Source organism: Bartonella sp. B1098 (assembly GCF_944896145.1).
Lineage (GTDB): Bacteria > Pseudomonadota > Alphaproteobacteria > Rhizobiales > Rhizobiaceae > Bartonella.
The window spans coordinates 663983-678847 of sequence record NZ_CALYLP010000002.1 but is presented as its reverse complement, the minus strand read 5'-3'; the positions used below and the strand labels follow the sequence as shown (position 1 = coordinate 678847).

General features: G+C 38.4%; 12 protein-coding genes. 5 read left to right on the top strand and 7 right to left on the bottom strand.

What is annotated here, in order from left to right; translation table 11 throughout:
- Window positions 1-109: 109 nt before the first annotated feature.
- Window positions 110-601 carry a Fur family transcriptional regulator gene (locus NNJ85_RS02960; protein WP_254473421.1) on the bottom strand — a complete coding sequence of 164 codons (492 nt, stop codon included), beginning with the start codon at window positions 599-601 and terminating at the stop codon, window positions 110-112.
- Entirely contained in the window at window positions 540-3257 is a 2718-nt protein-coding gene (gene secA, locus NNJ85_RS02955; protein ID WP_254473419.1) for a preprotein translocase subunit SecA, read from the bottom strand. The genes NNJ85_RS02960 and secA overlap by 62 nt, the downstream gene beginning before the upstream one ends.
- A gap of 424 nt (window positions 3258-3681) precedes the next feature.
- Here secA and NNJ85_RS02950 point away from each other — a divergent pair, with 424 nt between their 5' ends.
- The 3 genes from NNJ85_RS02950 to mutT all read left to right on the top strand — a co-directional run bounded on the left by NNJ85_RS02950 (window position 3682) and on the right by mutT (window position 6534).
- Window positions 3682-4635 (top strand): peptidylprolyl isomerase, encoded by a 954-nt coding sequence (locus NNJ85_RS02950; protein ID WP_254473417.1) that lies wholly within the window; start codon window positions 3682-3684, stop codon window positions 4633-4635.
- Window positions 4636-4768: 133 nt separating this feature from the next.
- Window positions 4769-6001: a bifunctional glutamate N-acetyltransferase/amino-acid acetyltransferase ArgJ gene (argJ, locus tag NNJ85_RS02945; RefSeq protein WP_254473416.1), complete on the top strand. Its 1233-nt coding sequence runs from the start codon at window positions 4769-4771 to the stop codon at window positions 5999-6001.
- A 119-nt stretch (window positions 6002-6120) separates the two neighbouring features.
- On the top strand, window positions 6121-6534 hold the full coding sequence (gene mutT / locus NNJ85_RS02940; protein WP_254473414.1) for an 8-oxo-dGTP diphosphatase MutT: 414 nt from the start codon (window positions 6121-6123) through the stop codon (window positions 6532-6534).
- A 686-nt stretch (window positions 6535-7220) separates the two neighbouring features.
- Here the strand turns inward: mutT and NNJ85_RS02935 are convergent.
- The 4 genes from NNJ85_RS02935 to NNJ85_RS02920 all read right to left on the bottom strand — a co-directional run bounded on the left by NNJ85_RS02935 (window position 7221) and on the right by NNJ85_RS02920 (window position 11734).
- On the bottom strand, window positions 7221-8087 hold the full coding sequence (locus NNJ85_RS02935) for an NlpC/P60 family protein (RefSeq protein ID WP_254473412.1): 867 nt from the start codon (window positions 8085-8087) through the stop codon (window positions 7221-7223).
- Between the two features lie 157 nt (window positions 8088-8244).
- A complete protein-coding gene (locus tag NNJ85_RS02930; protein WP_254473410.1) occupies window positions 8245-9612 on the bottom strand; it encodes a M17 family metallopeptidase in 1368 nt (455 codons plus the stop codon).
- A gap of 14 nt (window positions 9613-9626) precedes the next feature.
- Window positions 9627-10571, bottom strand: coding sequence for a type I pantothenate kinase (gene coaA / locus NNJ85_RS02925; RefSeq protein WP_254473915.1), 945 nt, complete (start codon window positions 10569-10571; stop codon window positions 9627-9629).
- A 173-nt stretch (window positions 10572-10744) separates the two neighbouring features.
- A complete protein-coding gene (locus NNJ85_RS02920) occupies window positions 10745-11734 on the bottom strand; it encodes an asparaginase (protein ID WP_254473409.1) in 990 nt (329 codons plus the stop codon).
- A 218-nt stretch (window positions 11735-11952) separates the two neighbouring features.
- Between NNJ85_RS02920 and hslV the strand changes: the two genes are divergently transcribed.
- Together hslV and hslU are read left to right on the top strand one after the other, a co-directional pair.
- The gene (gene hslV, locus NNJ85_RS02915; protein WP_254473407.1) at window positions 11953-12534 is read left to right on the top strand and encodes an ATP-dependent protease subunit HslV; all 582 of its coding nucleotides are present in this window, start codon (window positions 11953-11955) and stop codon (window positions 12532-12534) included.
- Complete coding sequence (gene hslU / locus NNJ85_RS02910; RefSeq protein WP_254473405.1) at window positions 12535-13845, top strand: ATP-dependent protease ATPase subunit HslU; 1311 nt, start codon at window positions 12535-12537, stop codon at window positions 13843-13845.
- An 18-nt stretch (window positions 13846-13863) separates the two neighbouring features.
- Here hslU and NNJ85_RS02905 read toward each other — a convergent pair whose 3' ends face one another.
- The gene (locus tag NNJ85_RS02905) at window positions 13864-14859 is read right to left on the bottom strand and encodes a class I SAM-dependent methyltransferase (protein ID WP_254473906.1); all 996 of its coding nucleotides are present in this window, start codon (window positions 14857-14859) and stop codon (window positions 13864-13866) included.
- Window positions 14860-14865 lie beyond the last annotated feature (6 nt).

The window sequence follows — 14865 nt, the reverse complement described above, 5'->3', positions numbered from 1 at the left end:
AAGCAGAAAGTTTTTTTTGCCAATGAAAACTATTCTATTTTAAAGGTAATTTTTTTATAAGATTCAATTAGTCTGAGATATCTTCATCTCATGATATAGAATCATTTCTTTAAGAGTTTTTTTTCCCATAAAGTTCAAGACGATATTGAACAATATCATAGCCAAGGGATTTTGCAATTTCCTCTTGCAATTTTTGAATAACATCAGAATGAAACTCGATAACTTGCCCTGTTTCTATATCAATGAGATGATCATGACGTTGCCCATCTGCTTGCTCAAAACGAGAGGGACCACCACTAAAGGTATGACGGTGAATTGTTCCATTTCCTTCCAATGTTTTCATGGTTCGATAAACCGTTGAGAGTGAAATACTCGAATCTATTTTATTTGCACGCTGAAAAATTTCAAATGCGTTGGGATGATCATTTGTATCAGCCAAAATATCAAGAATAACACGCCGTTGGCGCGTTACTCTTAAACCAGCTGTGCGCAATTCTTGCTCATAGTTTCGCTTTTTATTCATCTTCATTGTTTGCTTTTCAAACAAAGGCTCCATGACAGTGTTTGTATTTTTTCTCTGAACCGCAAGGGCAACGTTCATTGCGTCCAACTTTTCCCCATGTAGTTACATCATTGGGATCACGGTCTTGTGGATTAACAAACCTATTTTCTTGCGATCTTGCCCATAAGTGGGAACCATTTCCTTGATTTTGATCATTAAAGACAGAAGAATCAGCACCCGTTTGCTCAGGCATGGTTGGTTCGGTAGGTTGTTGAATAATCTCAAAGCGCATAAGTTTAGAAGTGACAATTCGGCGTAAATTTCTCAACATACTTTGAAAGAGCTCAAAAGATTCTGTTTTATACTCATTGAGTGGATCTCGCTGCGCATAACCACGAAAACCCACAACAGAACGCAAATGATCTAAACTTACCAGATGCTCACGCCATAACGTGTCAATGGTTTCGAGCAATACTGCTTTGTGAAAATAAGCCATAACCTCTGGAGAGTAGCGTTCAGTACGCTCATTTTCGAGTTTTGTAACAGCATCTAAGATACGCTCTAAAATTTGTTCTTCGGCAATTCCATCTTCTTTTGCCCATTCCTCCACAGGAAGCTCAAGATTAAAAAGCTCTCGAATCTCCTCTTCGAGAGCTTTTACATCCCATTTTTCAGAATATGTTCCTGATGGAATATAAGTCTCTACCAGATCCTCCACAACTTCATCGCGCATTTCATGGATCATTTCTGATAAATCGTCTGCGTTCATGATCTCCATACGCTGTTCAAAAATAACCTTGCGTTGATCATTCATGACATCATCATATTTTAGCAGATTTTTACGAATTTCAAAGTTTCGTGCTTCGACCTTTTTTTGTGCTTTTTCAAGGGCTTTATTAATCCACGGATGGATAATAGCTTCATTTTCTTTCAATCCGAGTTTTTGCAGCATGCTATCCATACGGTTGGAGCCGAAGATACGCATGAGATCATCTTGAAGAGAAAGAAAGAATTTTGAGCGACCAGGATCGCCTTGGCGACCAGAACGCCCACGAAGCTGGTTATCAATACGACGGCTTTCATGGCGTTCAGTTGCAATAACGTAAAGTCCCCCAGCGGCTAAAGCTTCTTCTTTAAGTTGTTTGACATCTTTTTTGATTTCTTCAATTTTAGCTGTCCGCTCTGGTCCTTCGGGGGTATCCTGTAATTCTTGTCGGATGCGCATTTCAACATTTCCACCAAGCTGTATATCCGTACCACGTCCTGCCATGTTGGTTGCGATGGTAAGAGCGCCAGGAACGCCTGCTTGTGCGATAATGTATGCTTCTTGCTCGTGATAGCGAGCATTTAAGACTCTAAAATCGGTAATGCCCTCTTTTCGCAAACGCTCTGCTAATTGTTCTGACTTTTCAATAGAGGTTGTTCCAACAAGAATAGGCTGTTTTTTTTCGTGCGCTTGACGGATATTACGTACAATCGCCCGATATTTCTCTTCTGCTGTTCGATAAATTTCATCATCTTCGTCAAGACGTTGTACTGGTAAATTGGTAGGGACTTCGACAACGTCAAGACCATAAATATTTCTGAATTCTTCGGCTTCTGTTGTTGCAGTTCCAGTCATTCCAGATAATTTTCTATACATGCGGAAATAATTTTGGAAAGTGATGGAAGCAAGTGTTTGATTTTCTGGTTGAATAGCAACATGCTCTTTAGCTTCCAACGCTTGATGCAGTCCCTCAGAATAACGTCGTCCAGGCATCATACGACCTGTAAATTCATCAATGATCACAATTTCATCATTGCGAACAATGTAATCTTTATCGCGAACAAAGAGTTTATGGGCTTTTAGAGCATTATTAACATGATGAACGATAGCGACATTTTCTATGTCATAAAGACTTTCACCTTTAAGATACCCAGCTTGTTCGAGCATTTTTTCGATTTTTTCAGTACCAACTTCGGTAAAGGTCGTTGTTTTTTGTTTTTCATCTATTTCATAGTCTTCTGGCGTTAAGGCAGGAATAAATGTGTCAATAAGGTTATAAAAGTCCGTACGATCTTCTAGTGGACCAGAAATAATAAGGGGTGTACGCGCTTCATCAATGAGGATAGAATCCACTTCATCGACAATTGCATAGTGATGCCCACGTTGAACCATTTGACTATGATCGAAAGCCATATTATCACGCAAATAATCAAAACCTAGTTCATTATTTGTCGCATAGGTAATGTCACATGCATAGGCTTTTCGGCGAGCATCGCTATCAAGATCATGAAGAATCACACCCGTTGTAAGCCCTAGAAAACTAAAGATTTTTCCCATTGTTTCAGCATCACGACTGGCGAGATAATCGTTTACCGTCACAACATGAACGCCTTTACCTTCCAATGCATTGAGATAAATTGGTAGAGTGGCCATTAATGTTTTACCTTCACCGGTACGCATTTCAGCTATGCCACAGTCATGAAGGACCATTCCACCAATAAGTTGTACGTCAAAAGGACGCATATCATAAACACGTTTTGCGGCTTCACGAACCGTTGCGAACGCTTCCGGTAAGAGTAAATCAACACTTTCACCTTCACTAAGACGTTTACGAAAGATTTCTGTCTTTTGGCAAAGCTGCTCATCGCTTAATTTTACAAATTGTTCTTCCAAAGCATTAATTTGTGCAACTTTTTGGCGGAGTGCTTTGAGACGTCTCTCATGAGCTGAACCAAAAAATTTACGTGCAAAAACACCTAAACTGACCATCTCTGGCCCTTTCTTTTAATTGTTATCATTCTGGTTGGGAAATTCATATGATCTCCCCATGTTCCACATTTTCTTTAAGTTTTCTGATATCATGAAATGCAGATGGTACCATTATACTTGCCGGTGTGCAATTTTTCACTTTAAATTGTAAAGTAGAGATAAGAGGCTAAGGGCGCTATGTCAACTTTACGTATGTTATTTAACGGATACAATTCAAAGTAATTTAAGATATAATGTGCCATTTTTTTCTATTATCATGTTTTTCATTTGCGTTAGATAGGGTTGAAAAAACTGAGATATAAAGGGCAAATTTATACTTTTTAAAATGAATTGCTCATTTATTTCTCTATGTTTAAAGATTAAAGTGTTATGGTAAAGAAAATTGGAATCTTGAACCTGCCTTGCATTTTTAAGGAGTATATTTATGAAATTTAACTTTATCACGCTATTTTTAGCATCAACTTTATTGGCAAGTACAAGTTTAGGTGTGAGGGCCCAAGAAGGTTTGAATTCATCGTCGAATGATTTAAAGACTTTGGAGAAAGCTTCTGAAAAAGCTATTTCTCCTTCTCATGTTATGGCTGTTATTGATGGAAAGAATATTACAGCAGGACAATTGGATGAGTTGGCGCTTGAAATAAATCCTAATTTAGCCCGTTTTCCTGATGAACAACGCCGTATGATGGTCTTAAAAGCTTATTTGGATATGCAGGCACTTGCAAAAGCGGCAAGAAGCAAAGGTCTTGATAAGACAGAGGCTTACGATAAACGTATGGCAGTTATGCGTGACAATGTGCTTCAACAGCTTTATTTTAAACAGGCGATTGTTGACAAAATATCGGATACTGATTTGGAAGCTCTTTATAAGCAAGAAATTGCTGCTTTACCTAAAGAAGATGAAGTTAAAGCCCGTCATATTTTGGTCAAAACCAGAAAAGAAGCAGAAGCTATCATTAAGCATTTAAATAAAGGCGAAAATTTCGAAGAGATTGCAAAGAAAAGTTCAACAGATGGTTCTGCTGCTGTTGGGGGTGATCTCGGTTATTTTAGTCATGGTCAAATGGTCAAGCCTTTTGAAGATGCAGCATTTGGTTTGAAGATTGGCGAATACACAAAACAACCCGTTGAAAGTCCTTTTGGTTGGCATATTATTAAATTAGAAGATCGTCGTGTAAAACAACCTCCTGCATTTGATGATGTTAAAGAGATGTTGCGTACACAGTTGATAAAAAAGCGCTATCAAGAACTCATTGTTGATTTGCGTAGCAAGATAGATGTGAAATATCCTGATCCTAATGTTACAAAAATCATGGAATCACTTAATCAAAATGGAACATTGCTTCCTGATGAGACATCTGACGAAGAAGATACGGAATAACGAGAAAAAATAAGTAGATAGCCTCTTTAATAGATAGTTTGCAGGTTTGTTTTTTTCAAAAAAAAACGAGCAGTTTTCTATTAAGAGGTTATTAATATGTAGTCATTTTATTTGTTTTTATAGAAAGCATAGTGTGGTTTTTAAAATATCTCCTTTGAAGCCCCAAAACATCCAAGAGCTTTCCCCATTATCTGGTGTACGGATAGCAACAGCTAAAGCTGGGATTAAATATAAAGATCGTACAGATCTCCTTTTTATTGTATTCGATAAACCAGTGAGTGTGGCAGGTGTTTTCACACGTTCAAAATGTCCATCTGCCCCTGTAGAGCATTGTCGTGCATCGCTTCCCCATGGGGTTGCGAGGGGTGTTGTTGTGAATTCTGGAAATGCAAATGCTTTTACAGGGAGTAAAGGAAAGAACACAACCAATGAAATCATCTGTGCAGCAGCGGACACTTTAAAGGTGAGAGAAAATGAAATTTTTATAGCTTCTACGGGTGTTATTGGTGAACCAATGGATGCTTCAGGTATTGTAAATCTTTTACCAAGTATGGCAGAGATAGCAGAAGAGGGAAATTGGTTGGAAGCTGCAAAAGCCATCATGACAACCGATACATTTCCAAAACTTGCGACGCGTACCTTTGATTGTGGGGGGGCGAATGTTACCATTCATGGAATTGCAAAAGGTGCTGGGATGATTGCACCCGATATGGCAACAATGCTCTCGTTTGTGGTCAGTGATGCGGCTATTTCTTCGGATATACTTCAATCCATGTTATCAGAGGCCGTTGAGGGTTCTTTTAATTCGATTACTGTCGATAGCGATACTTCAACATCGGATACGCTTATGTTGTTTGCGACAGGAAAAGAAAACTTTTCTCCTCTTACCCAGAGAGCTGATCCACGTTATGGCATTTTTGTGAAACAGTTGAGTGAACTTCTGCATGAACTTGCACTCCAAGTTGTGTGTGATGGAGAAGGTGCGCGTCATTTAATTGAAGTGAATGTGATTGGTGCAACAACAGACAATGCAGCTAAAACGATTGCTTTATCCATTGCAAATTCACCGCTTGTAAAAACGGCAATTGCCGGTGAAGATGCCAACTGGGGGCGAGTCGTTATGGCAGTTGGAAAGGCCGGTGTTGAAGTGGATCGTGATCTGTTGAAGATTTGGTTTGGGGAATATCGCTTAGCTGTCAATGGTGAACGAGATCCTAACTATTGCGAAGAAACAATAGCCGCTTATATGCGAGGTAAACACATCACAATTCGTGTTGATATTGGTTTGGGCGCTGGTAAGGCGACGGTTTGGTCTTGCGATTTGACCAAGGAATACGTTATGATCAATGGCGATTACAGAAGTTAACGGATGCACGCTCTTTATATATAACGGCCTATTATTAAAAAAGAGAATGAGATATATGAATTCTTTTTGAGGTAGTAGAATATGATAAAGAGATAATTATATTCTCATTGGAGAGCGATATGGGTATAAAAAATTCCCTTCTTCTTGTTGTTGCTTGCGCATTGTTAGATCAAAATAACCGTGTTTTGCTTACCAAGCGTCCTCAAGGAAAATCGCTGGCCGGTTTATGGGAGTTTCCTGGTGGAAAGGTTGAGCACGGTGAAACTCCAGAAATCTCATTGATTCGTGAACTAGAAGAAGAGCTTGGCGTGTATGTTCAGGCAAATAATTTACACCCTTTAACGTTTGCGAGCCATAGCTATGCAACATTTCACCTCTTAATGCCGTTGTATCTTTGTGACAATTATGAGGGGGTTGCGCAAGGATGCGAGGGGCAAAGTTTAGAATGGGTTTTTATGAATGATCTTGAGAGATATCCTATGCCTGATGCTGATAAACCATTGGTTCAGGTATTAAAAAATCACCTTCTTTAATGTGTATAAGAGGAAAATATTTTTAAATATAAGTACTTATTTATAATTTTTCATATTAGATGGAAAAGCCCAATCCTGCAAAATCTTCATATTTAAAATTTATAGATGCTCAATCAATCAAAACCATTCTTGCACGCTCCAAGCGGAGAGCTACACGTGGATAAAACAATTAAAAAAAGACATGAAATTTGTGTTGAAAGGACATTCTAAAATGGCTAAGAGATTATCGCGACATTGAAAATTAGAAAAATTTATAATGATCGCTTTGCATGATTCAGAAGCATAAAATGGTGCTAGATAATGGATTTATACTTTTTATGCGTATTGTTGTGAGTTGAGCTTGGGGGTGCTAAGAGATATCAGGGGTATTTATTTCATAAGATATCGATGATAGGAAAAAATCAAAAGACTCTTTAGAAGAAAATGCTTTGAGCTTGTCATGAGAGATTATTTTACATGTTCAATACTTTAAGTATTATCGTAATACATTTAATATAATAACATAGTGTTTTATAATCATAAACTATCCTTTTTCTGTTGATATTTTACGATTTTTCATTCAAAAAAATTTCAATAACGTACAAAGAGTTGTGTGTAAGAAAAACAGTTTAAAACAAATAAAACATGCGATTAATGAATGCTTAAATATAAAAACATTCAATGATTTGTTTTTTATAGGAAGGGTATTAAGTTTCTTGAATTGGACGACGTTTTGCGATGGGATATCGTTGATATGTTTGAGCAATACGTGTAATAACTTCCTCTAGAGGTTCGATCATAACATCCATAGAGAAGCCATTTGCATGAATGATATTTTCATGATCAACCATAATGGCAGCATGACCTTGCCAAAAAATTAAATCACCTCGTTGAAGTTTATCACTGTCTGAGAGTGAATTGCCTATAGTTTTCTGTTGCATGTCAGTATCGCGTAAAGCCATTTGACCGGTCATTATCATAGAAAGTTGGATGATTCCTGAGCAATCAAGTCCAAAGCCACTGGTTCCACCCCAAAGGTAAGGCGTGCGAATAAACATTTCAGCAACGGTAACATAATCTTTATACATGTGTTCAATGGGATTAAGATGATTACTAATGATTGCTTTCCCATTTTCAAGTATAGAATACATGGTTGCACGGACTTCAACTTCATCAACAACACTGACCTTACTTCCCATGGATAAAGGATATTCCATTGGTCCACGCAAATCAGCTTGGAAATATTGAAAAGTACGTGGAACTGAAACGATATGCGTTTGCTTTACGGTTGATGTACAAAGCGCTGTTGTATCAATATAGCCAACATAATTATCTTTGAGGGATTGTCCCCACGACATTGTTTTTCCATGTTCAAAGATAAGAAGTTCTTCCCCGAATAAGCATTCTGTCTGCATTTCACTTTTTTTATTGTTTTCTTTAAACAGTCCAGCAACAGGGACATTAACACGTCTTTTTTCACCTTGCACAAAGCGCTGCGCTGTAATTTCTGTTTCGAGACGTTTATCTGCTAGATCTTCTCTGAATGCATGTAATCTTGGATCTTTAGAGATCATTTGTTTCCCTTTCATTTTATTTTTAAATAGATTCATGACAACTACACAATCAGAACGCCTCATCTTTAAATAAAGCCCAGAGCATACTTTAAGACGATAAGATCATTCTTTTGAAGCAGCAAAATTGTCCATCTTTATGGATATTTTGTGTCAAACGTCATTTTTTTAAAATATTATAAAGGGCGCGAATCGTTTGTGCGGATCCCCCCACGGGGTATCCTGGTTTTTCTTTTGGAACCCATCCATAAAGGTCGAAATGTGCAAAATGTTCAGCTTTTTCAACAAAAGAATTAAGAAATAAAGCAGCCGTTATAGAGCCAGCAAAGCTATTTCCAGTGACATTGTTAAGGTCAGCAATGGGAGATGATAACATCTCTTGGTAAGGTTTCCAAAGGGGCATTTGCCAAAGAGGATCGAAAACAGCGTGAGCCGATTCAGAAATTTGTTGTGCCCATATTGAATCATTACAATAAAATGCGGGAAGATCTGGTCCTAATGCGATACGTGCTGCCCCCGTTAAAGTAGCCATGCAAAGCATGAATTTTGGACTTTCTTCATCAGCATAGGCGAGTGCATCAGCAAGGACAAGTCGTCCTTCAGCGTCTGTATTGCCCACTTCAACACTTAAACCTTTACGACTTTTGAGAATATCACTTGGTCGGTAAGCATTGGCAGAAATTGCATTTTCTACAGCTGGAATCAAAACACGTAGACGGAAAGGCAATTTTGCATCCATGATAAGTTTAGCCAATCCCAAAACATGTGCTCCACCCCCCATGTCTTTTTTCATAAGCAACATGTTATTGGCTGATTTAATATCCAGTCCCCCCGTATCAAAAGTTACGCCTTTGCCTACCAATGTTATTGTAGGATGATGTTCTTGCCCCCAGTGTAACTCAATCAGTCGTGGTGCAGTGCTACCTGCTCGTCCTACGGCATGGATCATCGGAAAATTATGGGTTAAGAGATCATCTCCACAAATACTTCTGATATGAGCACCGTATATTTTCCCTAGTTGTCGTGTTTCTTCTTCGAGAGTATCAGGGGTCATATCATTAGCTGGAAGATTGATAAGATCACGGACGAAGAAGACAGCTTCATAAATACGTTGGAGCTCATCAAAATCAACGGTTTCATTCACATGGATGGATAATGATTTGAAAGAAGAATTTTGGCGATAACGTTTAAATTGATAGCTTCCCAGAGCCAATCCAAGATAGGCATTTATTTCATCAGAGGTTTCACCTTCTAAATGCCAGTAACCAGCAGGAAGTTTTTGAGCAAGCAGTCCTGTGATAAAGGGATCATCCCCATTGCCAATTCCAAATAAAACTTTTTTTAAATGTCCTGTTTCGTGAGGAACAAAGAGTATTTGTCCTGCTTTGCCAGTAAAATCATTAACTTTTATCCATGCTTTTGTTGAGGCATCGAGTGATAAGTTAGCAAGATCTCTTTGGTTTACCAAGATAATAGGGCAACTGGTATCGATACGTATTGAGCTAAAATGAATAGAGTGCTGGTGCATAGTTTATGAAATCCTTATAGTTGTCTAAGTGCGACATACTCGACCAAATGATTTTTTCCCTTTCGTAGAATGAGATTGGATCGTGGTCGTGTTGGCAATATGTTTTCTTGTAAATTTTTTAAATTAATCGTTTGCCAAAGATCCTCAGCGATTTTTGAGGCTTCTTTTTCATTAAGTAGGGCATAACGATGAAAATAGGATTCAGGATTTTGAAAAGCTGTTTTACGTAAACGTTTAAAACGCTCTAAATACCAGTGACGAATGACTTCTGTTTCGGCATCGACATAGATTGAAAAATCAAAAAAATCCGACACGAAAGGAATGGCTTTCCCATCTTTAGGAAGATCGCTAACCTGTAATACATTAATCCCTTCAATAATTAAAATATCAGGGCGGTCAATGGTAATTGTCTGATTTTCTAGAACATCATAAGTCATATGAGAATAAAGAGGAGCAGAGACATTTCCGATACCTGCTTTTATCGCTGAGAGAAAGCACAGCAATTTTTTAATGTCGTAGGAATCAGGAAATCCTTTACGATTCATACGATTTTTTTGCTCTAAGATCGCATTAGGATAGAGAAAACCATCCGTTGTGATCAGATCAACTTTAAGGCTAAATGTCCAACGTTTCAATAATTCTTGAAGGATACGAGCGGTGGTTGATTTTCCTACGGCTACAGAACCAGCTATTCCAATAATAAAGGGTGTTTTTTGACTCTCTTCTTGATGGAGAAACTGCTGACGTTTGTGAAAAAGTTCCTGGACTGCTTCAACATGGCATGAGAGCAGACGCGATAAAGAAAGGTAAATGCGTTGGACTTCTTCAAGATCGATAGGATCATCAATAGAGCGTAAACGCTTAATTTCATCAAAAGTTAAAGTAAGAGGTGTGTCCGCACGAAACTCTGACCATTCTTGCGCTGTAAAAACACGATAGGGTGAATATCGGTCAGAAATGGATTTGACCAAATTATCTTCTTGGTTAATTTTTTGTATAGTCGTATTAATCATTTTTATTTATCGAAATTTTTTTGCCGCAGCAATCGATGAAGAGCGGAGGACGAGCTGCTTTGTATTTAAATAAATTTTGTTTTGCTTGCTCTCTTCTTTAAGATAACAGATCATTTTTATTAACTTATCGTCCAGTCATTCCAGTGTGCGCGGATTTGTGCCAATGAGTACTCTTGTGCTAAAAAAGTCCATAAAAGAAGACGTGCTTTTACGGCTGATAAATAACCGGACATGAGAGCACCCGAAGCAATCATATCGATTTCTGAACCTTTATAACCATAAGTTATACGAGTTGTTGAGCCATTACAACAACGACTAGCAATAATAATTGGTATTTTTTGTGCGTATTGTTGTACAAGATCTGCCTCTTGAAAACTACAGTGTCCTGAACCAAAACCAGCGATAACAAGTCCAGCATAATGCCCACTTTCAAGACAGAGTTTCATTAAATGTGTATCAGAAGATAAAGAGGAATAAAGGAGTGCAATTTGATGATCGTAGTTTTGGGGGGGATCAAACGTTGTCGGAAAAAATTTGCGATCATTGAAATAAATGAGTTTTCCTTCTAAAATAGTTCCCAAGATACCTGCAAGGCCTGATTGAAATGTTTCAACCTTGATGGTATGGCTTTTATAGAGCCAATAAGGTGAATGAATCGTATCATTAATGACAACAAGAACGCCTCTATTACGACTTTGTGGGGCGGCCGCGACACGCGTTGCTGCTAAAATATTAGCGGGGCCATCAGCACCTGCTTCGTGAGGAGTACGCATAGCACCGGTTATGATAAGTGGTTCAGCTTCCTTCCAATAAAGAGAAAGAAAAAAAGCAGTTTCTTCCAAAGTATCAGTTCCTTGCGTTAAAACAATTCCTTTTGCGCCAGCGTTTATTTGTTGTTTTGCCCACTCGATTATTTCAAAAAGAATTTTAAAAGATAAAGATCCACTTGGCATTTGCACTAATGTTTGTGCATGAATATCAGCAACCTTGTTTAAATCAGGAACACTTTTTATGAGGTTATCTGAGGTTAAAGTCGGTTGCATGTGACCAAAACGATCAGCAGTCATTGCAATTGTTCCACCTAAGGTTCCTATAGCTATTTTTTTCATAATTTTCCTCTATAAAGGCACAAACTGTTTACATAAAACTATTTAGCAGTAATTTACATTGACAACAATAATATCATTTTTTCAATTTCAACCAATTGAGTGATGCTGAATCATTGTGTTTTGCTATATATGTTCTTAAATAGGACAATAATCATTGAGTTTTATATTGGATGAAAAGATAATATTAAAAAGAAAAGTAATATTTAAGGAGTGTCCTTATGACAGAACATAAGCCAGACATAATGTATGGTACAACGATTATTACGGTACGAAAAGATGGCAAAGTCGTGATGGCTGGTGACGGTCAGGTCTCTCTTGGACAGACGATTATGAAAGGCAATGCACGTAAAGTCCGTCGTCTTGGGAAGAGCGGAGTGGTTATTGCTGGTTTTGCAGGTGCTACGGCAGATGCTTTCACATTATTGGAAAGATTGGAAACAAAGCTTGAGCAATATCCTGATCAGCTTATGCGTGCATGTGTAGAACTTGCAAAGGATTGGCGAACAGATCGCTATTTGCGTCGTCTAGAAGCAATGATGCTCGTGGCTGATAAGAAAGTAACTTTAGCTCTAACAGGGCTTGGTGATGTCTTAGAACCAGAAGATGGGGTTATGGCCATTGGTTCTGGAGGAAATTTTGCTCTTTCAGCAGCGCGGGCACTCATGGACTTGGATTTGGATGCCGAAACGATTGCCCGTAAAGCTATGGCTATTGCCGCTAAAATTTGTGTTTACACCAATGATCATTTTACGATTGAAACATTGGATGCAGAATTATCTTCTTTAGAGAAAGCTATTTAAATGTGTGTTGTATTTTCCCCTCGTGAGACTGTTTCTGAACTTGATCGTTTTATTATTGGCCAAAATGATGCTAAACGTTCTGTAGCTATTGCACTGCGTAATCGGTGGCGTAGACAACAGCTTGATGAGCCGATGCGTGAAGAAGTGATGCCAAAAAATATTTTAATGATAGGACCAACAGGTGTTGGTAAGACAGGGATCGCACGTCGATTAGCAAAACTTTCTGGAGCCCCCTTCGTGAAAGTAGAAGCGACTAAATTTACTGAAGTTGGTTATGTGGGGCGTGATGTTGAGCAAATTATTCGAGACCTTGTTGAGATTGCCATTTCTCTTGTGCGTGAAAAGAAACGCGATGAAATAAAAGAAAAGGCTCACGTGAATGCTGAAGAGCGCGTTTTAGATGCCCTTGTTGGTAAAACAGCAAGTCCGGCTACCCGTGATAGTTTTCGCAAAAAATTGCGTGAAGGTGAATTAGATGAGAAAGAGATTGAAATTGAAGTAGCTGATAATAATAGCAATAGTGCTTCAACCTTTGATATTCCTGGTATGCCTGGGGCGCAAATGGGGATTATGAATTTATCCGATATTTTGGGCAAAATGGGCAGTCGTACAAAAGTCCGTAAAACGACAGTACGGGATGCTTTTAAACCGCTTATTGATGATGAATCTGAAAAACTCCTTGATCAGGAACAGATTATTCAAGAAGCACTTCGTGTTGCTGAAAATGACGGTATTGTTTTTATCGACGAGATTGATAAAATCGCAACGAGGGATGGTGGAGCCAGTGCTGCGGTTTCGCGTGAGGGCGTCCAACGTGATCTTTTACCTTTGGTGGAAGGAACAACAATTGCTACAAAATATGGGCAAATCAAAACAGATCATATTCTCTTTATTGCCTCTGGTGCATTTCATGTTTCCAAGCCATCTGATTTATTACCGGAACTTCAGGGGCGTTTGCCTATCCGTGTGGAGCTTAACCCTTTAACAAGGGAAGATTTACGACGTATTCTAACAGAACCAGAAGCGAGTTTGATTAAACAATATATTGCTCTTATGGCAACGGAAGAGGTTCATTTGGAAATTACTGACGATGCGATTGATGCTTTAGCTGATATTGCTGTAGATTTAAATGCAAGGATTGAAAATATAGGGGCACGTCGTTTGCAAACCGTTATGGAGCGCGTTTTGGATGAGATTTCTTTTACAGCGCCCGATAAAGCTGGAACATCGTTTAAAATTGATGCTGCTTATGTGAGACAATCTATTGGTGAGCTTGCTGCTGATATCGATCTTTCTCGTTTTATTCTTTAGAGATATTGCTTGTTTTGTTTATTTTCGTGCTTCGATAATTTTGAAACCATGAGCTTGTTCATGGATCAACACTGAGCGGAAAATATCTTTTAACAATGTTTCATAAGGAAGGTAGCGGTTTGCAACAAGCAGCAGACTGCCACCTGGCCTTAGGCATTTTGCAGCATTTATAATAAAATATTTTCCTAAGGAGATATCTGTCGTTTGTTGTGTGTGAAACGGTGGATTTGAAATGATTGTGTCATACAGATTTGTGACAGGCTCATGCACAAGGTCATGCCAATAAAAATGAATTGGAAAAGGGGCTGTTGTGAGGTTAAGGTGCTGTTTTGCTGTTTTCAAAGCGTTGTAATCTGCTTCATAAAGATCAAGAGTTGTCAGTTTTACATTGCTTTCAAGTGCAACGTGAGAAAGATAGCCCCAGCCAGCTCCAAAATCAGCCGTTTTTCCAGAAATAACTTTGGGCATATAAGAAGCAAGCGCCGCAGATCCTAGATCGATACGACCATGTGAGAACATACCAGAAGTGGTTTGAAATTTATCAAAAGAAAGCGGTGGTGAGCGCAATTGTGCAATATTTTGTTTCTCTATTTGTGGAGGAACTTGCAGCCAAAATACAAGACCATGATTTTTAGATAGTTTATGGGTGATGGGAACAATTTTTTTGACCCATTTCATCATTGAAGCAGCACCAGCCGTTTTATTCCCACTGATTACAATCCATCCACTTGGTTTAACGCATTCTAATAAATCAAGAAAACAATTTTGGTTAAAACCACGATATTTGCTTAGGTGCATAAGCGCACCATCATAGATGCGAGTTTTATCGATTTGAGGAGAGCAGTGAAATTGAGTATCGACAAATTTTAAAAAATCTGGTCGCCAAGGCGTGATAACTTTTAAATTTTTAGCCCATTCTAAAGAGGGGATTTCTGTTAAACCGAAACTTAGCCAGCATTGGTTTGGATCTGGATAAGGGAGTGCATGATTTTCAAAAGGTAACAATGATAACACATGTGG